The sequence below is a fragment of the Homoserinimonas flava genome (genome assembly GCF_054969005.1).
Genome location: NZ_JBUEQS010000001.1, coordinates 104,777 through 127,222 on the forward strand (window position 1 = coordinate 104,777; position 22,446 = coordinate 127,222).

Here is a 22,446-nt window from a genome sequence, read left to right on the forward strand (position 1 = left end):
CCGCAGGACCTCGTCAAGAATAGCCGATATCCGCGCCCACCAATGTCACGAGCACGGCTTCGGGCGGGCACGCGAACCGCACGGGAGCGTAGATCGAGGTGCCGATTCCGGCGGAGACGTTGAGGAATGCGGTGCCGAGAGCGTGGTGCCACAGGCTGACCCCGCTCGCCTTGTCGTGCGGCAGATCACAATTGGTGACGAGGGCACCGATGCCTGGCACGCAGACCTGGCCGCCGTGGGTGTGGCCGGCAAAAACCACTTCGGCACCGTGCGTCACGAAGGAGTCGAGCACGCGCTGGTAGGGGGCATGCGTGATACCGATCATCACCGCCTCGCGGTCGGCAGGACCATCATCTGGTTCGATCTGCTCGCGAAGCTCATCGATTGCCCCTGGCAGCACTTCGAGGTGATCCCAACCACGGTGGGCGTCGCCTGTGCCAATGAACTCGAGTGGCGACTGCTTGATCGTGAGCCAGTGCGCCGCATTGTTGAGACCCACCCAGCCGAGTGTGTCAAAAAACGACTCCAGTGCGCCAATGTCAAGCTGCTCCGCCGCTGCGGAGTGGCCTGATGGCGCCGTGAAATAGGTGAACGGGTTTTTGCCTGAAGGGCCGTAGTAGTCGTTGGAGCCGTGCACATACAGCCCTGGCGTGCCAGCGAATGGTGCAAGCGCGTATTGCACACCTTCGAGGCCATCGCGGTGGCCGAGGTTGTCGCCAGTATTGATGACGAGGTCCGGCTCGAGTTCTGCGAGGCTGCGCACCCATTCCTGCTTGCGCCGCTGCCACGGTGCCATGTGCAGGTCGCTGATGTGCAGAATCCGGATCGGGTCTGCTCCGGCGTCGAGCACGGGCAGCACCTCGCGGCGCACCTGGTAGCGATTGCGCTCCACGAGCGTGCCCCAGGCGAGGAGCGCCGCCCCGGCTGCGGCCGTCGCCGCGAGTGCGACGCCGACCGCACGGCCGTTGGAGGTGTCGTGGGTCACGAGCAGTCGTATCGCGCCACAGTCAGGGTGACGGTCGTCCCTGGGAAAAGATCAGCACTCGCGGCGGGGTTCTGTGCCGTGACCTTGCCATCATCCGCTGGTGGGGAGTCCTCCGGCAGCGTCTGGCACGACTCAACGACATCGTATGCATTGCCAATCTCGATTCTGGCTTCATCCGGGCGCATGCCGACCACGTCCGGCATCTCGATCCCGTTCCCGAGGCTCGTGTACACCATGACGGTGCTGCCGCGGGGGATCGTCGCGCCCGCACCGGGATCCATCGACGCAATCTGGCCGGCGGGCAACCTGGACGACACCTCGCCGCCGTAGGCATAGGTGAAGCCGAGGCTCTCGATGAGCACCTTCGCCTGCTCCTGCGACTGCCCGATCACATTCGGCACCACGGCACCCTGACCGCTGAGGAGCGATGCCGGCGGGTCGGCGAACGGGGCCCCACCGTACTGACCGTTGAGTGCAGACATGACAGGCTGGAAGATGCGGTGGCGCGCTGACGCGCCGTTGCCGCCGGGGAGGCTGACGCGATTGAGGTTCACCTCGCCGACGATGTTGCCGACCCAGACGGCGACCGCGTTGGTCGAGGTCGTGCCGATCATCCACGTGTCTTTCGACCCGTCGGTGGTTCCTGTCTTGCCGGCGACCTCGATGCCGTCGCGGGTGTTCGAGGCCGTGCCAGAACCACTCGTGATCACTCGCTTGAGGGCGTAGGCCATGGCCGACGAGACTTCGGGGCTGAGCGACTGCGTGCATTCACGGGCCTGGCCGCCAAGCTCGGTGCCCGAGGCATCCACGACGTTGTCGACCGCGACCGGCTTGCAGTACAGGCCGTTCGCACCGACCGTGGCGATCGCGGCCGCCATCGTGAGGGGCGCGATCTCGTTCGTGCCGAGGATCGTCGCCGGTGTGTACTCGAGGTCGTTGCCGTCAGCGCGGTGCGAACCCATCGACTCGGCGGTGTCGCGGATGGTGCAGAGGTCGAGCTTCTGCGCCATCGCGATATACGAAATGTTGTACGAGTTGATGGTCGACGCAAGCACGGTCGTGCTCGATGAACCGGTAGCGCCGCCATAGTTCGGAGGATTCCATGTGCCGCCGAATTTCTCCTCACAGGAGTTCGGGAATGACGCGAGATCGAATGTGCGCTTTGCACCGTTGACGACCTCGTTGAGACCGTGGCCCGCATTAAGCCACGCTGCGAGCGTGAAGATCTTGTAGGTCGATCCGGTCTGGAAGCCGCTCGAACCGCCATACGCCTTGTCGGTGTTGTAGTTGACCGCAGTGGCGGCCGCTCCGCCGCCCTCCTGCGTGTTATTGAAGTATTTGTTCTGCGCCATCGCCCTGATGCGCCCAGTGCCCGGCTCAACCACGGATACCGCTGCGCCGAGTTGCAACTGCGTATCCTCTGCGGGCGCCTGGGCTCGCACCACCGACTCCGCGTGATTCTGCTGGTTGATCTGGAGGCTCGTGTAGATGTGGTAGCCGCCGCGGTCCCAGTTGGTCTGGCGCTCCTCGGCGGTCGCACCGAGCATCTCGAGTTCTGGCACAAGCTTTGTGATGTAGTCGCAGAAGTATTGACCCGACGTGGCCGCCATGCAGCCGTTCTGCGGTTCGCTGTAGACCACCTCGATCGGGGTGGCGATCGCTTCGTCGTACTGCTCCTGGGTGATTGACCCGAGATCGAGCATGTTCCACAGAATGAAGTCGCGACGCTCTTTGTTCGCCTCGAAGTTGTCTTCCCAACGGAGGCTGTGCGACGCCGGAGTCTGCACGATCGCGATCAAGCTTGCGGCCTGGGCGAGCGTGACATCCGCCGCCGAGACCGAGAAGAACTGCTGCGCGGCCGACTCGATGCCATAGGTCGAGCCGCCGAAGCCAGCGATGTTGAGATAGGCGAGCATGATCTCGTCTTTGGTGTATTTCTTTTCGAGGCCGATCGCGAGCTTCGCCTCTTCCAGCTTGCGCTCGATCGTCTGCTCTTGCGCTTCTGCGAGCTTCGCCTCCTGCAACGCCTCCGACGGCTCTTCGAGCGCGGCCTGAATACGGATGTTCTTCACGAGCTGCATCGTCAGCGTCGACGCTCCACTGCCGATTTCGCCACCCTGGACGTTGCCGACCGCGGCACGAATCACCGAGGCGACATCGACTCCGCCGTGCTCATAGAATCGGCGGTCTTCACCAGCGAGCGTGGCGTCCTTGATGTACTGCGAGACCCCATCCCATTCGACCTCTTCGCGGTTCTGCTTGAACACCTGTGCGATCGGAACGGCCGTGACCATGTCGTCAGCGAGGCCGTAGATGGTGTTCTTGGTTGCCAGCTGGTTGAGTTCGAGATACTCAGGCAGGCTGTTGAAGATGTCGATGGATGCCTTGGCGGTCATCCCCGTCACCGCAAGTGCGGGGGTGACAAGGGCTGTCACCAATACGCCGGCGAGCACACTGAGGCCGACAAGCCCAGCAAAGGCGCCGAGGACACCGGAGGGCTTCGAATTCTGGGCAGACATACCCATAGAGTAGATGATCGACTCTCTCGCCAAGCTGAATGGACGCCCGAGATGCAAGCCTGGGAATACCTCACCACCCCGCTGATGATCCACAACACCGCCGCCATCCTCAATAACTGGGGTTCGGAAGGGTGGGAGCTTGTGCAGGTCATCACTGGGCCAGAAGGCGGCCTCGTCGCCTATCTCAAGCGCCCGGTTGCGGGCTGAACGGAACACCGTGAGCATCGAACAGCGCCTGCATGAACTCGGGCTGAAACTCCCTGAGGTGGCGGCCCCTGTCGCCGCCTATGTGCCAGCGGTCGTGACTGGCAATCTTGTTTTCACCTCCGGTCAGCTGCCCTTCGTCGAAGGTTCGCTGCCGGCAACGGGGAAGGTGGGGGACGGGAGCGGCTTCATCGACGCGGCCTCTGCCAAGGAGTATGCGCGGCAGTGTGCCCTCAACGGGCTCGCCGCCGCGGCATCCGTCATCGGGTCACTCGACCGTGTCACCCGCGTCGTCAAAGTTGTTGGCTTCGTCGCCTCCGACCCCGACTTCACGGGGCAGCCGGGTGTGATCAACGGCGCGTCAGAGCTGCTCGGTGAGATCTTTGGTGAGATCGGTCAGCATGCCCGCAGCGCCGTCGGTGTTGCCGTGCTGCCCCTGGACTCTCCCGTCGAGGTCGAACTCATCCTCGAGTTCGCGTAAGCACCGAGCGCTACCCCTTCGACACCCCACCGCTCAGGCGATCACTGATCGACTGCATCACCGACGTGTCGGCGAGGGTCGTCGTGTCGCCCACCGCGCGCCCTTCGGCGACGTCGCGGAGGAGCCGGCGCATGATTTTGCCTGATCGGGTTTTCGGCAGTTCGCCCACGACGAAGATCTGTCGCGGGCGTGCGATGGCGCCAATCTGCTCGGCAACGTGGGCGCGGAGAATGCCGGATGCCTCTTCTGGTGTTTGGTTCTCGACCTGGTCTGCGCGCAAAATCACGAAGGCGACGACGGCCTGACCGGTCGTTTCGTCGCTTGCGCCGACAACGGCCGCTTCGGCAACCATCGGATGCGAGACGAGCGCCGACTCGATTTCTGCCGTCGAGAGGCGGTGACCCGACACATTCATGACGTCATCGACACGACCAAGCAGCCAGATGTCGCCGTCTTCGTCGAGCCGCGCGCCGTCGCCAGCGAAGTACATGCGGCGATTCTTCGTGCCGGGCACGTCGAACTTCTCCCAGTAGGTCTCGATGAAGCGCTCCGGGTCTCCCCAGATGCCCCTGAGCATCGATGGCCATGGCTTCGACACGACGAGGAGTCCGCCGCTGCCGTTGCCGACCGGCTCCCCAGCGTCGCTCAGCACGTCCATGCTGATCCCAGGGAGGGCGACCTGGGCAGAGCCCGGCTTCGCCACCGTAATGCCGGGGAGCGCCGACACCATGATGGCGCCCGTCTCGGTTTGCCACCATGTGTCGACGATGGGGGCGGTGCCCGCACCGATGACGTCGCGATACCAAATCCACGCCTCCGGGTTGATGGGTTCACCGACGGAGCCGAGCAGCCGGATGCTCGAGAGGTCGAAGCCGTCTGGCACGTGCCGCCCGATCTTCATGAATGAGCGGATGGCGGTTGGCGCCGTGTAGAAGATGCTCACCTTGTACTTCTCGATGAGCTCCCACCAGCGGCCGGGGTGGGGGCTGTCCGGTGTGCCCTCATAGAGCACCTGGGTGGCGCCGTTGGCGAGCGGGCCGTAGACGACGTAGCTGTGGCCGGTAATCCAGCCGACGTCTGCCGTGCACCAATAGACATCCGTCTCTGGTTTGAGGTCGAAGACCATCTTGTGGGTGAACGCCGTCTGGGTGAGGTATCCGCCACTCGTGTGGAGAATCCCCTTCGGCTTGCCGGTCGTGCCGGAGGTGTAGAGGATGAAGAGCGGATGCTCCGCCTCGAATGCCTCGGCGGTGTGCTCTGGCGACGCGGCCTCCATCTGATCGTGCCACCACACATCGCGACCCTCGTGCCAGTCGATCGCGTTGTCGCCGCGCTTGACAACAAGAACGTGCTTCACGGAGTGTTCGCCGCTCTTGGCGAGGGCGTCATCGACGGTGGGCTTGAGGGCCGAGACTTTGCCTTTTCGCCATCCGCCGTCGGCGGTGATGATGAGCTTCGCGTCGGCATCATCGACACGAGCGCGGATGCTGTCGGCGCTGAATCCGCCGAACACCACGGAGTGCACGGCACCGATGCGGGCGACGGCGAGCATCGAGACGACGGCCTCGGGGATCATGGGGAGGTAGATGGCCACACGGTCGCCGGCACGCACGCCGAGTTCCGTGAGCACGTTGGCTGCCTTCTTGACCTCATCAGTGAGCTCCGCGTAGGTGACGGTGCGGGTGTCGCCGGGTTCGCCCTCCCAGTGGAATGCGACGCGGTCGCCGAGGCCGGCTTCAACATGACGGTCGAGGCAGTTGTATGCGACATTGAGTCGGCCGTCTGAAAACCACTTGGCGAACGGAGCGTTGTCCCAGTCGAGGGTGCGGGTAAAGTCCTTCTCCCAGTGCAGCAGGGTGCGTGACTGCTCTGCCCAGAACCCTTCGGGGTCTGCGCGTCCCGCATCGTAGAGGTCGGTGGTCGCGACAGAACTGGCCGCGAATTCTGAGCTTGGGGCAAAACGTCTGGTCTCGTGCTGGAGGTTGTCGATGTGCTCGCTCATGATCCTTGTGTGCGCTCCTTTGCGTAACGGGATGACCCCAGTACGGGTGTCAACCGCAGGTTCTCTACGAGACTATAGGCCCGTGAAATTTCTTGTTGTGCTCGTCTGCCAAAGGAGTACACTGGCAGAACCGGATGTCAATTCGGCTTGCGACGCATCTGTGATTCCCCCCAATCACGCGTCGCTGTGGCGGCGCCAGTTCCCCCCAACAGGCGCCGCCCCTCTTCTTTTAACCGTCGGACTTTTACCGTTGGTGCTCCGTGCCGGACAGGGCCTTCCTGGCAGTGATCTGGGTGTTCCTGGTAGTGCCCTGAGTGTTCCTGGCAGTGCTCTGGGTGTCTCCTCCACAGGCGCGGGTTCGCCGCAGCTCGCACCCACTCAGAAGTCACTTGCGGATGCTATGGCACGCGTCACTATCGTCGCTGGCATGATGCTGCAGCCCACGACCGAGCCCGTTGCCCCGGAGCGTGAGAGCGTCTGGGCCCCCGCCACCGAACGACAAAGGGAAACACCGGGCGAGCGATTCGTGCCGCGACGCAGCGGCGAGAGCGGTGCCTGGAGTGCGCGACATGGTGCCGGCATTGGCACGGTGGCGTCGGCTCCAAGCGCATACCGCGACACCACTGTGTTCGGACCGCTCGCCGCGTATGTTGCCGACCCGACCGTGACAGATGTGTTCGTCGCTGCGCGGGGCGCCGTTTGGGTCGACCGCGGCGACGGCGCGGTCGCCGCGGCGCCGCTGTTGCTGGGTGACGGGGCACTGCGCGAGCTCGTGGTGTCCCTCGTTGCGCATGGCGGTCGGCACATCGATGAGTCCAGCCCGTGCGTCGATGTTCGCCTCAGCGACGGCATCAGAGTGCACGCAGTGCTTCCCCCAATCTCGCCCCACGGCACGTTGCTGTCGATCCGCATTCCGCGTCGTCAGCGGCTGGGGCTCACTGAGCTTGCGAATGCGGGATTCTTCGACGCCGTTCCCGTCGAGCGGGTGCGCGCGCTTGTCGACTCCCGCGAGAACCTGCTCATCAGTGGCGCCGGTGGCAGCGGCAAGACGACACTGCTGGGAGCGCTGCTCGGCGCGGCCGCACCGGGTGATCGCATCATCGCGATCGAAGACGTCGGTGAGCTGAGGGTGTCGCATCCGCATTTCGTGTCGCTCGAAGCGAGGCAGGCGAACATCGAGGGTGCCGGCGCAATCGGGCTCGAGCGACTCGTGCGGGAGGCACTGCGCATGCGCCCGGATCGGCTCGTGCTGGGGGAGTGTCGTGGCGCCGAGATCCGCGAACTTCTCAGCGCGCTCAACACCGGGCACGACGGCGGCGCGGGCACGATTCATGCAAACTCGCTTGCCGACGTTCCCGCGCGGTTGGAGGCCCTCGGCGCTCTCGCTGGGTTGACCCCGGACGCCGTCGCGCGCCAAGCGGTGAGCGCCATCGGCGCCGTGCTGCATGTCTCGCGCCGGCACGGCAGACGCCAGCTCGAGCAAATCGGCAGGTTCACGCTCGACGAGCGTGACCGACTGGCGATGGTCGTGGAGCGCGCGGTGGCGGAGTGAGCACGGGAGGTCAGTCGAGCGAGACAGAGGTCGCCGCGGTCGCCACGATCGTGCACCGGCTCAGCGTGATGCTTGAAGCGGGCACTGCGCCAGCGTCGGCCTGGCACCATGTCGCGGCATCACCGGATGCACCCCGCGCCGTGATTGCTGTCGCAGCGCGCATCGGCGACGGCGTGCCGATCGCGCAGTCGCTCTTGGACGCGGCGGCGGCGTGTGCGCCGACGGAGGCGTCCGCGTGGCGCGGAGTCGCCGCAGTGTGGCTGGTCGCTACCGAGGCCGGGGCGCCCATCTCGCTCGCACTCACCTCGGTCGCCGAAAGCCTTCGAGATGTCGACCAGGTGTATCGAGAGACCGCCGCAGCGCTCGCCGCGCCGGAGGCGACCGCTCGGCTCGTGATGGTGCTCCCAGTGGTCGGTGTGCTCTTCGGTGCCGCCCTCGGGTTCGACACCTTCGGTGTGCTCGCCACCAACCCGATCGGTTGGGCGTGCCTTGGGATCGGTGCGGCGCTGCTCTTGGCCGCACGTCGATGGAACCGTGGACTCATCGCGGCGGCGCGCCGCACCGTCGTGTCGCCTGGGCTCCAGCTCGACCTGCTCGCGGTCTCGGTGTCAGGCGGGGGTGCCTTCGACCGCTGCAGTCGTGCGGTCGAGAGGGCGCTCGCCGACTGCGGCCTCGCGGAGGCGCTCGGCGACTCCGCCGACGCCACCCTCGATCTCTCGCGCCGTGCTGGGGTCCCGGCGGCCGCGCTGCTTCGCGCCGAAGCCCAGCAGCAGCGACGACAGGCGCGCAGCAACGGCGCGAAACAGGCTGCGACGCTCGGGGTCAAGCTCATGTTGCCCCTTGGCCTGTGCGTGCTGCCCTCCTTCATGGTGCTCGGCGTGATCCCGCTCATGGTCGCCGTCATCGCCGGCACCGTCACCTCGTAGGTCGCGCACACCGTGCCGATTCGTCACTCGTACCGAAGCGACTCAACCGGGTCGGCATTCGCCGCTCGTGCAGCGGGCAGGGTTCCAGCGAGGAAGGCGATCGCCATCACAAGCAGGATGATGCTGGCAATCGAGACCGGGTCGAAGGCGATCAGTGAGAGCCCAGGCAGATCAGAGAGCAGCGTCTGTGAGAGCACGGAACTCAGCGCGGTGCCGGCAGCGATCGCTGCGAGCGCCCCGATCGCGGAGCCCAGGAACCCGATGAAGGTCGCCTCGAGGCTGAAAAGGCCAAACACCTTGCCGCTCCCGGTGCCCATCGCCTTCATGAGGCCGATCTCGCGAGTGCGTTCCTGCACGGACATGTAGAGGGTGTTGACGATTCCGAACGCGGCTGCCAGCAGGGCGATGACGGCGAAGGCATTGAGCACGAGCACGATTCCGTCGATCACTGAGGTGACCATGCCCAACTGATCGGCGGTCGTCGTGCCGGTGAACCCGGCATCTGCAAGCCGCTCCTTCAGCGCGCTGACCGCTTCGTCGTCTGCATCGGCAGCGAACCAGACGTTCGCTGAGGCATACCTGTCGGCCTCCTCGGCAGGGATCCCCGTGGATTGCGCATCGAACAGGGCGTCATTCAGCGCAGTGTTGACGAGCACGCTCGAGCCGGTCGTCGACGCGAGCGCCTCCTCCGTGACTCCCACGACAGTCGCCTCGACGAGATGCTCGGTGCGGAGTGCATCCGAGATGCCGATCGTGACCGTCTGTCCGATGGCATCGGCGTCGCTGTCGAACCCGAGGGGCTCGACGTAAGACTGCGGCAGGGCGACCTCGAACTCTGCAGCGTCGTTGTCAGGGTCGTCGCCCTCGGCGAGGACGGTGGTCTGGCCCTCTGCAAGGCTGTCGACGCTCGCCGTGTACTGCGTGCCATCGTCGAGCTGGATGAAGTCGGGGGTGATGGTGCGCTCCGGGTCGACCCGCTCCACCCCGTCGATGTCGCTGATGGTCTCGATGTCGTCGGGGGTGAGGGTCGTGACGCTCACGCCAGGAACGCCGGTCGAGACCGAGTCGGGGTCATATTCTGCCGGCCCGCTGTCGCCAGCGAACGCGTCGGCGGTAGTCTCACTCGCCTTCGTGACGGTCATGGTGTCGGAAGCACCGATGCCGGAGACGGTCGTGTCGATGTAGTTGTTGATGCCGGTGCCGAGGCCGCTGGTGATCGCCAGCGTGAAGGCGCCGATAAAGATCGACGCGATGGTCAGCGCGGTGCGCGTCTTCGAGCGGAACGTGTTGGCGATCGCCGACGAGACAAGATCGGTGGTTCTCATGCCGCCACCCCCCGTGTGTCCTCGATGAGGAGTCCGTCGCTGATGCGGAGTTGCCGGTCGCAGCGTGACGCGAGGTCTTCATCGTGCGTAACGATGATGAGCGTGATGCCGTGCTCGCGGTTGAGGGCGAAAAGGATGTCTTCGACCACGGCGCCGGTCTTCGAGTCGAGGTTTCCCGTGGGTTCGTCGGCGAAAATGATGCTCGGGTTGTTGACGAGGGCGCGGGCAATCACGGCACGCTGCTTCTGGCCACCCGAAAGGTTGACGGCTTTGTTTTTCGCCTTGTCGGCGAGTTCGAGCTGCTCCAGCGTCGCGAGCCCGCGGCGCCGACGTTCGGCGGCGCGGACACCGGCGATCTTCAGCGGCAACGTCACGTTGTCGAGCACGGAGGCGTTCGGGATGAGAAAGAACTGTTGAAACACGAACCCGAATGTCTTGTTTCTCGTGCGGTTCAGTCTCCGGCCCTTCAGCGTGCGGGTGTCGACATCTTCGAGCGTGATGCGACCGCTGGAGGGTGCGTCGAGGAGGGCGAGGATGTGCATAAGCGTGGACTTGCCAGAACCCGACTTGCCGAGAATCGCGATCGACTCGCCTTTCGTGATCGTGAAGCTCACCCCTCTGAGGGCGTCGAACTTGGTGTGGCCTCGGCCGTACGATTTCTGCACGTCCACCGCCGTGATGATCGGGGTGCTCATGTGGGTGCTCCTGGATGCTCGGGAGATGGATGCTCGGGACGGCGATCGTTCGGGGTGACTTCACTCTTCCCGTCACGCCCTTGCCCCGCGTCCCGCAGGCGCGGTCACTCGTGTACTGCGCCTGCGGTATCTCTTGATCCCGCGGGAAGGCGACTCGTGAACGGGCGGATGCGCGGCAGACTGTGAGGATGAGCCGCGACGGGAGCCGAGCAGACTCGGTCGTCGACGTGCCGTCGCCGCCGCATCAGGTCATGCCGCCGTGGATTGGCGACCTTCTCGCGGCGACGCTGATCGTGGCGTTCGCGTTGGCGCCGTTTCCGCTCGATGAGCTTCGTCCAGATGGGTGGGCGACAACGATTCTGGTGATTGCGCCAGCAGTGGCCCTTCCGCTGCGCCGGCGATGGCCCGTCGGGGTGCTCGCGGTGTGCCTGACGTTGTTCGGTGTGGGTGCGTGGCTCGGGCTGCTGTCACCAGGGATCGCGCTCGCGGTGACGATCGCCATGTTCGGGGTCGCGAACCGCACGACGCGCCGCCGCACACTGATCATCGGTGGGATCTCGGTCGTGGTTGTGTTCGTGGCGATCCTCCCTTCGGCAGTGCAGGGCGTCTCCGATCCCCGGGTTGTGCAGGTCGTCTTCGCGGTCGCCTTCGCGGCGGCCGCTGGGGATGGCGCGCGGTCACGCCGGGCATACATTGCGGCGATCACCGAGCGTGCCGAGCGTGCCGAGCAGACCCGCGACGCGGAGGCGCGTCGCCGGGTGACGGAGGAACGACTCCGACTTGCTCGCGACCTCCACGATGCGGTCGCGCACCAGATCGCGGTGATCAGCCTCAACGCCGGGGTGGCGTCATCGGCGCTCGACGACAATCCAGAGCGGGCAAAGGAGGCGCTCGGCACCATCCGGCAGGCCGCCCGCACCGTGCTTGGCGAGATTGGCAACCTGCTGTCGATGCTTCGCGCCGACGATGCCGATGGTGCGGTTATGCCTCCGCAGTACGGGCTCGATCAGCTCGACGAACTCGCTGACGGGTTCCGCGCGAGCGGGCTCGAGGTGACCGTCCGCATCGAGGGTGAGCTGGGCGAGGTTTCGGGGGCGGTCGGGCTCGTGGCGTATCGGGTTATTCAGGAGGCGCTGACGAACGCGCACAAGCATGGCGTCGAACACCGCGCACGTGTGCTCGTCACCGTCACGGCGGAGGCGGTGCAGATTGTCGTGACCAACCCGGTCGCCGAGTTCTCGGGCGGCGGTGCGCCAGTCTCAGGGGTCGGATTGATCGGGCTTCGTGAGCGCGTCAGCTCTGTTCGCGGGGTGGTGCAGGCGGGTCCGGCGCCAGGCGGATGGAAGACGAGCGCCACGCTGCCGCTGAACGAGGCGGATCCGCGATGACCCGAGTGTTAATCGTCGATGACCAGGCGCTGATCCGCCAAGCCGTGCACGACATCCTCAGCGGTCAGGATGGCGTCACGGTCGTCGGCGTCGCTGTCGATGGAGCGGATGCCGTCGCTCAGGCAGAGGCCGTGCATCCGGATGTGATCATCATGGACATCAGGATGCCCGGAGTCGACGGCATCGCAGCCACCGAGATCATCCGCGCAAACCCTGATCTCGCCGATTCGCGGGTGCTGATCTTGACCACGTTCGAAGAGGATGAGCATCTGCTGGCGGCGCTCCGTGCTGGGGCAAGCGGTTTCATCGGCAAGGGCGCGGAACCCGATGAGATTGTGCGGGCGGTGCGCGCGGTGCATGCTGGCGACGCGCTGCTCTCGCCGAACGCCACCCGCAGTCTCATTACGCGCTACCTCAACGTTCCGGCGCAGCCACCCCGTGAGGAGATTCCGGAGTTGGCCGAGCTGACCGAGCGGGAACGCGAAGTGCTGCTGCTTGTGGCGCGGGGCCGATCGAATCAGCAGATTGCTGACGAGCTGTTCATCTCGCCGCACACCGCGAAGACGCATGTGAATCGGGTGATGACGAAGCTGCACGCGCACGATCGCGCCCAGCTGGTGATCATCGCGTACGAAACAGGGCTGCTCGCGCCGGGAGGGTAGCCCGCGCCTCTCGTTTGTGGCCCGTGTTCGTGGCCGTCGGCTCGTCCACAGGCCGCACGGCTGAACCCTCTGCACCGTTCGGCGGTCGAGGCCGCCGCACCGGACCCGAACCGGCGAGGGTGGGAGTCGCGCAGCTCGCGCAACACGCGACGCCTTCGGGCCTGAGAGGAATGCCATGAACGAGATCATCAGCATCACCGGCCGCACGGCGGGGCTTCGGTCGGCGAAAGAGAATGCCGCCGGGCCCCCTCACGATGCGGATGCTGCGGCGCCACCCGCGCGCACCGCGCGCCGCCGACACCTGCGCCAACGCCTTCGCCGCCGCTGGTGGGCCGCACGCGAATGCGGCGCCGCGACGGCTGAGTATGCAATTGTGATTATGGCGGCGGTGGGGTTTGCCGGCCTGCTCGTCGTGATCATGCGGAGCGACGAGGTGAGGAGCATTCTCACGAACCTCGTGCAGAGCGCCCTCACCTCGGGCGGGTGATGCTCCGCGGGCGCGAACGGGGCAGCGTCACCGCTGAGCTCGTCGTGGCGTTGCCCGCCGTCATCGTCGTGCTCGCCGCGTGCCTTGGCGGCGTGCGGGTCGGCATGCAGGCAATGCTCGCGCACGATGCGGCGGCGGTCGCAGCGCGATCCGCTGCACGCGGGGATGGCGAAGCGGTCGCCGCGGCACGGGCCTCGGCGGTGGCGGCGGGGGTCAGCGTGAGCTTCAGCCGGCGCGATGGACTCGTCTGCGCGAGCGCGGTCATCGAGGGGAGTGTCGCAGCGATCCCGTTCACCGTGAGCGGTGCTGCCTGTGCGCTCGAGGGACCTGCATGAACGCGCAAGCGAGAGAGAGGACGCACGGCCGGGTGTCGAGCGCCGCGCAATCCGAGCGGGGTGCCGGTTCGATCCTCGTCGTCGGGATCATCGCCGCCGTCATGATGCTTGCGCTGCTCTCGGCACCGCTCGCAGCGGCCCACCTCGACCGCCGGCGTGCGGCATCCGCAGCGGATGCCGCGGCGCTCGCCGCAGCCGACACTGTGATCGGCATCATTCCCGGTGAGGCATGCGCCAATGCGGCACAGACCGCCGAGGCGAACGCGGCAGCGCTGACGGGCTGCACCATCGATGATCTCGTGGTGACCGTCAGCGTGAGCCGCCCGAGCGGGTTCTCCAGCGTCACGGCCGTCGCGACAGCTGGTCCGCCCGGTGCGCAATGAGTGGGGACCGAGTGAGTGGGATCGAGAGAGCGCCTCGCGCTATGCCTGGCGGGTGCGGATGCCGTGGCGCCCGCGCTTCGCCTCATACATCGCCGTGTCGGCGAGCTGCACGAGCTGCTCTGCCGTGAACGGTTCGGGAGCATCCGCTCGGGGCTGCCCGGTGACCACGCCGATGCTCGCCGAGATTGCCGAGTTCGCGAGTTCACCCGGCAGCGGGTCGGCCGCCGCCTCGCAAAGACGGGTCGCAACCGCCATCGCGGCGTCGGCATCCGTCTGCTCGCACAGCACCACGAACTCGTCGCCACCGAGTCGCCCGACGACGTCCTCTGTGCGCACCGCGGCGGTGAAGCGTTCGGCGACGACCTGCAGCGTGGTGTCGCCGGCCGGATGCCCCAGCGTGTCGTTGATCGCCTTGAACCCGTCGAGGTCGAGAAACAGCACCGACAGGGGAGTCCCGTGACGATGTGCCGACGAGACGGCCTCGGCGAGTCGCGTCATGAGATGCACCCGGTTCGGCAGCCCCGTGAGTTCGTCGTGCATCGCCTGATGCTCGATGCGCTCGAGCAGGCGCACGCGATCGAGCACGAGGGCCGCCTGCTGGCGAAGCGCCGTGAGCAGCGCATCGAGGTGCTCATCGATCTCGATGGCGCCCTCGAATTCCCAGGACACCAAATGTTCTGGGTCTGGGCCGAGATGCGCAGTCGCGGCAACCCCGGTGGCGCTCGATGCAGCGTGGGCGAGCGCCGATTCGATCGCATCCGTCGTCGTCGCCGAAGTGAGCGCCGACGCTGCGCGCTCAAGCACGGTCACCCGGCGGAGCGACTCCTCGGCTTCGCGGCGTGCATCGCGCAGGTCACGCTCATACTCGACGCGCGTTGTCGCATCGAAGACGGCGGTCCGGATGATCGGCACTTCGCCAGAACGATCCATCGCCGCGGTCACGAGCACTGGTTGCGGTTCGAGCCCCGGCCTGGCAAGATGCAGCACCGCTTCGTTGACCTCGCCGTTGAGTCGCAGCAGCGGCTCGAAGTGGGCCTCATAGTAGAGGCGCGAACCACGCGTGAGCAGTCGCACGAAATACTCGCCGACGACATCGGATTCTTCGCGGCCGGTGCGCTGCACGAACCTCGCATTCGCGGCGAGCACGATGCCGTCGTTCGTCATGGCGAGCAGGCCGCACGGCGCGGATCGAGCGAGATCATCCACGATCCAGTCGTCGGTCACTCGGTGAACTCCAGAAGGTGCGCCTCGATCTCGCTCGGATTTGCAAGATGCGCATAGTGGCCGGCCGTGTTGAGCCACACGCGACGGCTGCCGGGGATGTGCGCCGCGAGATAGTCGCCGACCTCCTGCGGTGCGACGGCATCATCGACCGAGTGGAGGATCAGGCTCGGCACTGTGACCTCGCCGAGCCGGTCACGGACATCCGAACGGAAGGTCACCTTCGCGAAATGCTTCGCGATCGCCGGGTCGGCCCGCGTGAAGCTCTCGGTGAGCTCCGTGACGATCTCCGGATGCTCAGGGTCGCCCACGAAGGTCGGCGCCATCGCCACGGCCCACCCCAAATAGTTCGCCTCGATCGCCTCGAGCAGGGCATCCACATCGGCGGCATCGAACCCGCCGACATAGTCGCCGTCATTGATGTATCGCGGCGATGCGCCGAGCAGCACAAGGCGCGAGATCGCTTCGGGGTCGCGCCCGGACGCAAGCACGCCGATCATGGCGCTCACCGAATGCCCGACATAGGTGACGTCGCGCAGGCCGAGCGCCCCGATGATCTCCAGCAGGTCGCTCGCGTAGCCATCGAGCGAGTCGTAGCGCTCGGTCGAATAGGAGGAGACGTCCGACTGGCCGGAGCCCACATGGTCGAAGAGCACGACGCGGTGGCGGTCGGCGAAGGCGGGGGCGACAAGGCGCCACATCTGCTGGCTCGTGCCGTAGCCGTGTGCGAATACGATCGCCGGGGCATCCGGGTCTCCATACTCGGTGATCGCGTGTCGCCGCGAGACTACGGATGCTGCCGGAGTGATGTCGTGCACAGTGGTGTTGACGTCGCTCATAATGCTGCGGGCCCGCCGCAAAGCAATGGCGGCCCGTGCCTCCTCCCCATTCATATCGACCCTATCGGTGCCACTGTTGCATGCTGCGGATAACGGATGCCAAGGATTCTCTGTGTATGGTGTCGGTTGTCGGCCCATGACTGTGGCCGGAGACCGGTGCGCAGCGACAGCTGCCCGGGTGTTGCGAATCGTGCGAGGAGTCCGGTGTCCGGAACCAAGAAGCTTGTCATCGTCGAGTCCCCGGCGAAGGCGAAGACCATTGCCCAGTATTTGGGTGATGGATATGAGGTCCAGGCCTCGGTTGGGCACATCCGTGACCTCGTCGAGCCCCGCAATCTTCCGCCCGAGCTGAAGAAGGGTTCCCTCGGCAAATTCTCCATCGACGTCGAGAATGACTTCCTCCCCTATTACGTCGTCTCCGACCAGAAGAAGAAGACGGTCGCCGACCTCAAGCGCGCACTGAAGAACGCCGACGAGCTCTACCTCGCAACTGATGAGGACCGCGAAGGGGAGGCTATCGCGTGGCACCTGCTCGAGGTGCTCAACCCCAAGGTGCCCGTCAAGCGCATGGTGTTCCACGAGATCACGAAGGAGGCGATCCAGCGTGCGCAGGAGAGCCCCCGTGACCTCGACACCGCGCTTGTTGACGCGCAGGAGACCCGCCGCATCCTCGACCGCCTCTACGGCTACGAAATCTCCCCGGTGCTCTGGCGCAAGGTCGGGCCGGGGCTCTCCGCCGGCCGCGTGCAGTCTGCCGCGACCCGACTCGTCGTCGACCGCGAGCGCGAACGTCTCGCCTTCGTCGCCGCCACCTATTGGGACCTCACCGCGCAGCTTGCCCCGCAGAGCGAAGGCCAGATGTTCGAGTCCCGCCTCGTGCGCATCAACGGCGAACGCATCGCGACCGGCCGCGACTTCGACGACCGTGGTGTCGCGAAGGCCGGAGTGCGCACCCTCGACGAGGCGTCGGCCACCACCCTGGCCGACGCGCTGCGGAGCGCCGAAGCATCCGTCGTTGTGAGCTCGCTTGAGTCGAAGCCGTACACGCGGCGACCGGCCGCCCCGTTCAGCACGTCGACGCTGCAGCAGGAGGCGGCGCGCAAGCTGCGTTTCTCGGCCCGCCAGACCATGAGCGTGGCGCAGGGGCTGTATGAAAACGGCTACATCACCTATATGCGCACCGACTCGCTCAACCTTTCGCAGCAGGCGGTGGCGGCGGCGCGCTCGCAGGCGAAGGCCCTCTACGGTGCCGACACGGTGCCCGAGAAGCCGCGCACCTATGCGAGCAAGAGCAAGAACGCGCAGGAGGCGCACGAGGCGATCCGCCCGTCGGGTGACACCTTCCGCACACCGTCGGAGCTTGAGGGTGTGCTCCGCGGCAACGACTGGAAGCTCTACGACCTCATCTGGAAGCGCACGGTTGCCTCGCAAATGGCCGACGCGAAGGGTGTGACGGCGTCAGTCTCGATCACGGCGACGGTGGCGGATGGCACGGTCGCCGAGTTTGCCGCATCCGGCACGGTCATCACCTTCCGTGGCTTCATGCAGGCGTATGAGGAGAGCCGCGACGAAGATCGCAACGCGAGCGCCGATGCGAAGGAGGCGAAGCTTCCGCCGCTGACCGAGGGTCAGGCGCTCACGGTGGTCGAGGCGGAGCCGAAGGGCCACGAGACGAGCCCGCCACCGCGCTACACCGAGGCGAGCCTCGTGAAGACGCTCGAAGAGCTCGGTATCGGTCGCCCATCGACGTATGCCGCGATCATCTCAACCATCGTCGACCGTGGCTATGTCACGCCCCGCGGCACGGCGCTCGTGCCGAGTTGGATCGCCTTCTCCGTCGTTCGACTGCTTGAGCAGTACTTCGGCGACCTCGTTGAATACGATTTCACCGCGGAGATGGAGAACGACCTCGACCGCATTGCCGACGGCGAGCAGAACCGGGTCGAATGGCTCAAGGGCTTCTACTTCGGCAATGACGAACACCGGGGTCTTCGCACCGTCATCGACAACCTCGGTGAGATCGATGCGCGCGAGATCAACTCGATCGTCATCACCGACGGCATCACACTCCGCATCGGCAAGTACGGGCCATACCTCGAGGTGCCGGGTGAAACGCCGGAGACCCCGCGACGGGTGAACCTGCCGCAGGATCTCGCCCCCGATGAGCTCACGCCGGGCAAAGCGCAGGAGCTCATCGACGCCCCTGTCGCGGTCGACCGTGTCATCGGCGTCAACCCCGACAACGGCAAACACATCGTCGCGAAGGACGGCCGCTTCGGCCCCTACGTCACCGAGCTCGAGCCAGAGCCCGAGGCGGAGGTCGTGGTCGACACCGCGACGGGCGAAGTGACGGATGCTGCATCCGAGACGAAGAAGCCAGCCAAGAAGCCGGCAAAGAAGGCCGCGCCGAAGCCCCGCACGGCGTCGCTCTTCAAGTCGATGGACCTCGCAGCGATCGACCTCGAGACGGCGCTGCGTCTGCTCGACCTGCCGCGCGTGGTGGGCCTCGACCCCGAGTCGGGCGAAGAGATCACCGCGCAGAATGGTCGCTACGGGCCATACCTCAAGAAGGGCACCGACACCCGAACGCTGCCGAGCGAAGACCAGATCTTCGACATCGACCTGGCCGGTGCCATCGAGCTCTATGCGCAGCCGAAGTACGGTGCCCGCAAGGCGTCGAGCGCGCTGAAGGAGTTTGATGCTGACCCCGAGAGCGGCAAGCCGATCAAGGTCAAGGACGGCCGTTTCGGCCCGTATGTGACCGACGGCGTGACGAATGCGACCATCCCGCGCGGCGAGACGGTCGAAGAGGTCGACTTTGAGCGCGCAGTGCAGCTGCTCGCCGACAAGCGGGCGAAGGGGCCGGCCAAGAAACCGGCGAAGAAACCTGCCGCGAAGAAGGCGCCGGCAAAGAAAGCACCCGCGAAGAAGGCACCCGCCAAGAAGCCGGCGGCGGCGAAAGCGACGGGCACGACGACCGTGAAGAAGGCGGCTTCGCGCCGCCCCGCGCCCAAGACGGGGCTGCCGTCGGAGTCGACGGAGTCGTGACCGGTTGCTTCATCACCTTCGAGGGTGGCGACGGGTCCGGCAAGTCGACGCAGGCTGAGCTGCTCGCGGCGTGGCTCGAAGGCGAGGGTCGCACGGTCGTGCGCTCACGCGAACCCGGCGGCACCGATCTCGGCCTCGAGCTGCGCGAGATCGTGTTGCACCGTCGCGGACACATCGCCCCGCGCGCTGAGGCCCTCATCTATGCGGCCGACCGCGCGCACAATATTGCGACGAAGGTGCGGCCGGCCGTCGACGCCGGGCAGGTCGTCATCCAGGATCGCTACCTCGACAGTTCGGTCGCATACCAGGGTGCCGGGCGGGTGCTCGACGGTGCTGAAGTCCGCGGCATCTCGCTCTGGGCAACCGAAGGCTTCTTGCCGCACCTCACGATCCTCCTCGACCTCGATGAGACCGTCGGCAGGTCCCGGCTCGATGAGGCGCGCACCCGCTTCGACCGGCTCGAGGCCGAAAAGGCAGACTTCCACGCCAGAGTGCGGGCCGGCTATCTTGCGCTCGCGGAGGCCGAACCCGAACGCTTCCTCGTGCTCGACGCGACGCGCCCCGTCGACGAGCTGGCCGCTGCGGTGCGCGAGCGCGTCGCTGCGCTGCTCTGACGGCTGATGGATGCGGGAGCCGGGTCGGCGGGTCACCGTAGGCTTGAGCCCATGAGCGTGTGGGACGAGCTGACCGGCCAATCGGAGGCCATCGAGGTCTTTCGGGCCGCCGCGGCATCCGCTGCCGACTCCGGCACCACCGACAATGCCATGACCCACTCGTGGCTCATCACGGGCCCGCCAGGCAGTGGTCGCTCCAATCTCGCGTACGCCTTCGCGGCGGCGCTGCTCAGCACCAACCCCGACGGCGATGAGGTGACTCGGCGGCAGGTCGACGCCCGCACGCATCCAGATCTCGCGGTGCTCACGACTGAGCGCGTCATCATCACGATCGACGAGGTGCGCACGCTCGTTGCGAGCTCCCAGTTCTCGCCGTCGGTCGCGCGCTACCGCGTCATGGTGATCGAAGACGCCGACCGCATGACGGAGCGCACCTCCAACCTGCTGCTCAAGTCGCTTGAGGAGCCGCCGCCGCGCACCGTGTGGCTGCTCTGTGCGCCGAGTGAGGCAGATCTCATTCCCACGATTCGGTCGCGCGTGCGCTCGGTGCGGCTGCGTGTGCCCGCCGTTGCTGAGGTTGCGCGGCTCATCGAACGCCGCGACGGGGTCAGCGCCGACCGTGCGCTGCAGGCCGCACGCGAAGCGCAGAGCCACATTGGCATGGCCCACCGGCTTGCCACCAACGACGACGCTCGTCGGCGACGTGAGGTGACGCTGCGCACAGCCCTCGGCATCCGCTCGGTGGGCGAGGCGGTGCTCGCTGCCGCAACACTGCTCGAGCTCGCGGGCGAGGATGCGAAAGCGATCACAGAGGAGCGCGACGCCGAAGAGCGCGAGAGTGCGCTTCGCTCGCTCGGGATCGAGCCGGGTGGCACCATCCCTCCGGCGCTGCGGTCGCAGCTCAAGTCGCTTGAGGAGGATCAGAAGCGCCGGGCGACGAGGAGCCTCCGTGACGGTATCGACCGCATCATGGTCGACCTGCAGTCGCTGTTCCGCGACGTGCTGCTCCTGCAACTCGGTGCATCGATCGACCTCGTGAACGTGAGCATCCACGATGAGCTGCGACGCGCAGCCGATGCCGCGCGACCGGAGCAAACGCTCGCGGTGCTCGACGCGATCGCCACCGCTCGCCGTCGCATCGAATCCAATGTGGCTCCGGCACTCGCCCTTGAGGCGATGCTCGTTGCCGTCACCCGAAAGGACCCTTCGTGACACCGTTTCGCACTGTCATCGTGTCGATCATTGCGGCATCGTCGCTGCTGCTCTCGGGGTGTTTTCTCGCCTCCGGATCGCCGACCAAGCGCGAGTCGACCCCGACGGGTGAGCAGGTGGCGCCGGAGCTGCAGGAGTTCTACGACCAGGTGCTCGTGTGGGAGTCGTGCGGTGACAGCTTCGAGTGCGCCACGGCGAAAGCACCGCTCGATTGGGAAGACCCGGAGCGCGAATCGATCGATCTTGCCCTGATCCGCCTGTCAACGGATGGCGACGCACTGGGGTCGCTGCTCCTTAACCCGGGCGGCCCCGGCGCGTCTGGTGTCGAGTTCGTGCGGAGCAGTGCCGCCTCTGCCACCTCAGGCCAGGTGCGTGAGAACTACGACCTGGTGGGCTTCGACCCCCGTGGTGTTGGTGCATCCTCGGCGGTGGACTGCTACGACGACCCCGATGAGCTCACGGACTACATCTACGAGCTTTCTCCGAACGAGACGGGCAGCGAGGCCTGGATCGATGACCTTGAGCGCAGCAGTGCAGAGTTCGGTGCGGCCTGCCTCGAGCACACGGGGGAGCTGCTCGGCTATGTCGACACTGTGAGCGCTGCGCGCGACCTCGACATGCTGCGCGCGGTGCTCGGTGACACGACCCTCAATTACCTCGGCTACTCCTACGGCACGCTGCTCGGCGCGACCTATGCAGACCTCTACCCGGAGAAGGTGGGCCGCATGGTGCTTGATGGCGCCATCGACCCGGCGACGACCGATTTTGAGGTGACGGCGACGCAGGCGCAGGGGTTCGAGAGCGCCATGCGTGCCTATCTCGCAGACTGCCTCACCTCCTCAGAGTGCCCCTTCTCCGGCGATACGGTCGATGAGGGAATGGACGAGCTTGCGAGCATCTTCGAGCGGCTCGATGAGAGCCCGCTGCGTGCAGACGACGGACGGATGCTGGGCAGCAGCGCCATGTTCACCGCGGTCATTCTGCCGCTCTACAGCGCCGAGACGTGGAGCTACCTCGGTGAGCTCATCGCCGACGTCAATTCGGGCAGCGCCGAGGTCGCGTTCTTTCTCGCCGACGCGTACTACGCGCGCAACGCTGATGGCACGTTCTCCGACAATTCGACCGAGGCGTTTATCGCCATCAACTGCCTCGACTACACGTCGACGAGCACGCGGGAGACGCTCGCGGCCGAGGCGGCGGAACTCGCCGAACTGGCCCCAGTGTTCGGGCCGCAGATGTCGTACGGCGGCACGTCGTGCGACGACTGGCCGTTCGAGCCGACCCGCGACCGGCAGCCGATCACCGCCGAGGGTGCTGACCCGATCTTGGTGGTCGGCACAACGAATGACCCGGCGACCCCATACAAATGGGCGGTGGCGCTCGCAGATCAGCTTGAGAGCGGGCAGTTGGTCACCTACGACGGTGAGGGGCACACGGCGTACAACAAGTCGAACTCGTGTGTGAACGATGCGGTCGACGGCTACCTGATCGATGGCGTTGTGCCAGCATCCGACCCCCTGTGCTGAACCGTGCTCGTGCTGAACCTGCGCATCCGCGGAGTTTGCTGC

Annotated in this window: 19 protein-coding genes and 1 pseudogene; 13 read left to right on the forward strand and 7 right to left on the reverse strand. The window is 66.1% G+C overall.

What is annotated here, in order from left to right; all coding sequences use genetic code 11:
• Window positions 1-13: 13 nt before the first annotated feature.
• Window positions 14-985 (reverse strand): metallophosphoesterase, encoded by a 972-nt coding sequence (locus ACY48M_RS00490; protein ID WP_462818283.1) that lies wholly within the window; start codon window positions 983-985, stop codon window positions 14-16.
• Entirely contained in the window at window positions 982-3,504 is a 2,523-nt protein-coding gene (locus ACY48M_RS00495) for a transglycosylase domain-containing protein (protein WP_462818284.1), read from the reverse strand. The genes ACY48M_RS00490 and ACY48M_RS00495 overlap by 4 nt, the downstream gene beginning before the upstream one ends.
• Before the next feature lie 51 nt (window positions 3,505-3,555).
• Here ACY48M_RS00495 and ACY48M_RS00500 point away from each other — a divergent pair.
• Window positions 3,556-3,708: pseudogene (locus ACY48M_RS00500) on the forward strand (DUF4177 domain-containing protein); the annotation flags it as partial.
• Between the two features lie 13 nt (window positions 3,709-3,721).
• On the forward strand, window positions 3,722-4,189 hold the full coding sequence (locus tag ACY48M_RS00505) for a RidA family protein (RefSeq protein ID WP_462818285.1): 468 nt from the start codon (window positions 3,722-3,724) through the stop codon (window positions 4,187-4,189).
• Window positions 4,190-4,199: 10 nt separating this feature from the next.
• On the opposite strand, the gene acs is transcribed toward ACY48M_RS00505, so the two are convergent.
• Window positions 4,200-6,191 (reverse strand): acetate--CoA ligase, encoded by a 1,992-nt coding sequence (gene acs / locus ACY48M_RS00510; protein ID WP_462818286.1) that lies wholly within the window; start codon window positions 6,189-6,191, stop codon window positions 4,200-4,202.
• 427 nt (window positions 6,192-6,618) lie between these two features.
• Between acs and ACY48M_RS00515 the strand changes: the two genes are divergently transcribed.
• Together ACY48M_RS00515 and ACY48M_RS00520 are read left to right on the forward strand one after the other, a co-directional pair.
• Entirely contained in the window at window positions 6,619-7,743 is a 1,125-nt protein-coding gene (locus ACY48M_RS00515; RefSeq protein WP_462818287.1) for a TadA family conjugal transfer-associated ATPase, read from the forward strand.
• Window positions 7,740-8,669: a type II secretion system F family protein gene (locus tag ACY48M_RS00520; RefSeq protein ID WP_462818288.1), complete on the forward strand. Its 930-nt coding sequence runs from the start codon at window positions 7,740-7,742 to the stop codon at window positions 8,667-8,669. Before ACY48M_RS00515 ends, ACY48M_RS00520 begins: the two co-directional genes overlap by 4 nt.
• A gap of 23 nt (window positions 8,670-8,692) precedes the next feature.
• Here ACY48M_RS00520 and ACY48M_RS00525 read toward each other — a convergent pair whose 3' ends face one another.
• Both ACY48M_RS00525 and ACY48M_RS00530 read right to left on the reverse strand, forming a co-directional pair.
• A complete protein-coding gene (locus ACY48M_RS00525; RefSeq protein ID WP_462818289.1) occupies window positions 8,693-9,994 on the reverse strand; it encodes an ABC transporter permease in 1,302 nt (433 codons plus the stop codon).
• Window positions 9,991-10,689, reverse strand: coding sequence for an ABC transporter ATP-binding protein (locus ACY48M_RS00530; protein WP_462818290.1), 699 nt, complete (start codon window positions 10,687-10,689; stop codon window positions 9,991-9,993). Before ACY48M_RS00530 ends, ACY48M_RS00525 begins: the two co-directional genes overlap by 4 nt.
• A 188-nt stretch (window positions 10,690-10,877) precedes the next feature.
• Here ACY48M_RS00530 and ACY48M_RS00535 point away from each other — a divergent pair, with 188 nt between their 5' ends.
• The 5 genes from ACY48M_RS00535 to ACY48M_RS00555 all read left to right on the forward strand — a co-directional run bounded on the left by ACY48M_RS00535 (window position 10,878) and on the right by ACY48M_RS00555 (window position 13,944).
• The gene (locus ACY48M_RS00535) at window positions 10,878-12,077 is read left to right on the forward strand and encodes a sensor histidine kinase (RefSeq protein WP_462818291.1); all 1,200 of its coding nucleotides are present in this window, start codon (window positions 10,878-10,880) and stop codon (window positions 12,075-12,077) included.
• Window positions 12,074-12,739 carry a response regulator gene (locus ACY48M_RS00540; protein ID WP_462818292.1) on the forward strand — a complete coding sequence of 222 codons (666 nt, stop codon included), beginning with the start codon at window positions 12,074-12,076 and terminating at the stop codon, window positions 12,737-12,739. Before ACY48M_RS00535 ends, ACY48M_RS00540 begins: the two co-directional genes overlap by 4 nt.
• A gap of 175 nt (window positions 12,740-12,914) precedes the next feature.
• Window positions 12,915-13,226: a DUF4244 domain-containing protein gene (locus ACY48M_RS00545; protein ID WP_462818293.1), complete on the forward strand. Its 312-nt coding sequence runs from the start codon at window positions 12,915-12,917 to the stop codon at window positions 13,224-13,226.
• Window positions 13,223-13,561, forward strand: a complete 339-nt coding sequence (locus ACY48M_RS00550) for a TadE family type IV pilus minor pilin (RefSeq protein WP_462818294.1) — start codon at window positions 13,223-13,225, stop codon at window positions 13,559-13,561. Before ACY48M_RS00545 ends, ACY48M_RS00550 begins: the two co-directional genes overlap by 4 nt.
• A complete protein-coding gene (locus ACY48M_RS00555; protein WP_462818295.1) occupies window positions 13,558-13,944 on the forward strand; it encodes an Rv3654c family TadE-like protein in 387 nt (128 codons plus the stop codon). Before ACY48M_RS00550 ends, ACY48M_RS00555 begins: the two co-directional genes overlap by 4 nt.
• Before the next feature lie 39 nt (window positions 13,945-13,983).
• Here the strand turns inward: ACY48M_RS00555 and ACY48M_RS00560 are convergent, their stop codons facing one another.
• Window positions 13,984-15,168, reverse strand: a complete 1,185-nt coding sequence (locus ACY48M_RS00560; protein ID WP_462818296.1) for a diguanylate cyclase — start codon at window positions 15,166-15,168, stop codon at window positions 13,984-13,986.
• Window positions 15,165-16,004: an alpha/beta fold hydrolase gene (locus ACY48M_RS00565; protein ID WP_462818297.1), complete on the reverse strand. Its 840-nt coding sequence runs from the start codon at window positions 16,002-16,004 to the stop codon at window positions 15,165-15,167. The genes ACY48M_RS00560 and ACY48M_RS00565 overlap by 4 nt, the downstream gene beginning before the upstream one ends.
• Window positions 16,005-16,208: 204 nt before the next feature.
• Here ACY48M_RS00565 and topA point away from each other — a divergent pair, with 204 nt between their 5' ends.
• From topA to ACY48M_RS00585, 4 genes are read left to right on the forward strand one after another with little or no spacing between them, the layout of a single operon-like run.
• On the forward strand, window positions 16,209-19,052 hold the full coding sequence (gene topA, locus ACY48M_RS00570) for a type I DNA topoisomerase (protein ID WP_462818298.1): 2,844 nt from the start codon (window positions 16,209-16,211) through the stop codon (window positions 19,050-19,052).
• Entirely contained in the window at window positions 19,049-19,666 is a 618-nt protein-coding gene (tmk, locus tag ACY48M_RS00575; protein ID WP_462818299.1) for a dTMP kinase, read from the forward strand. The genes topA and tmk overlap by 4 nt, the downstream gene beginning before the upstream one ends.
• Window positions 19,667-19,717: 51 nt before the next feature.
• Window positions 19,718-20,878, forward strand: a complete 1,161-nt coding sequence (locus ACY48M_RS00580; protein WP_462818300.1) for a DNA polymerase III subunit delta' — start codon at window positions 19,718-19,720, stop codon at window positions 20,876-20,878.
• Complete coding sequence (locus ACY48M_RS00585) at window positions 20,875-22,404, forward strand: alpha/beta hydrolase (protein ID WP_462818301.1); 1,530 nt, start codon at window positions 20,875-20,877, stop codon at window positions 22,402-22,404. Before ACY48M_RS00580 ends, ACY48M_RS00585 begins: the two co-directional genes overlap by 4 nt.
• Window positions 22,405-22,446: the final 42 nt, after the last annotated feature.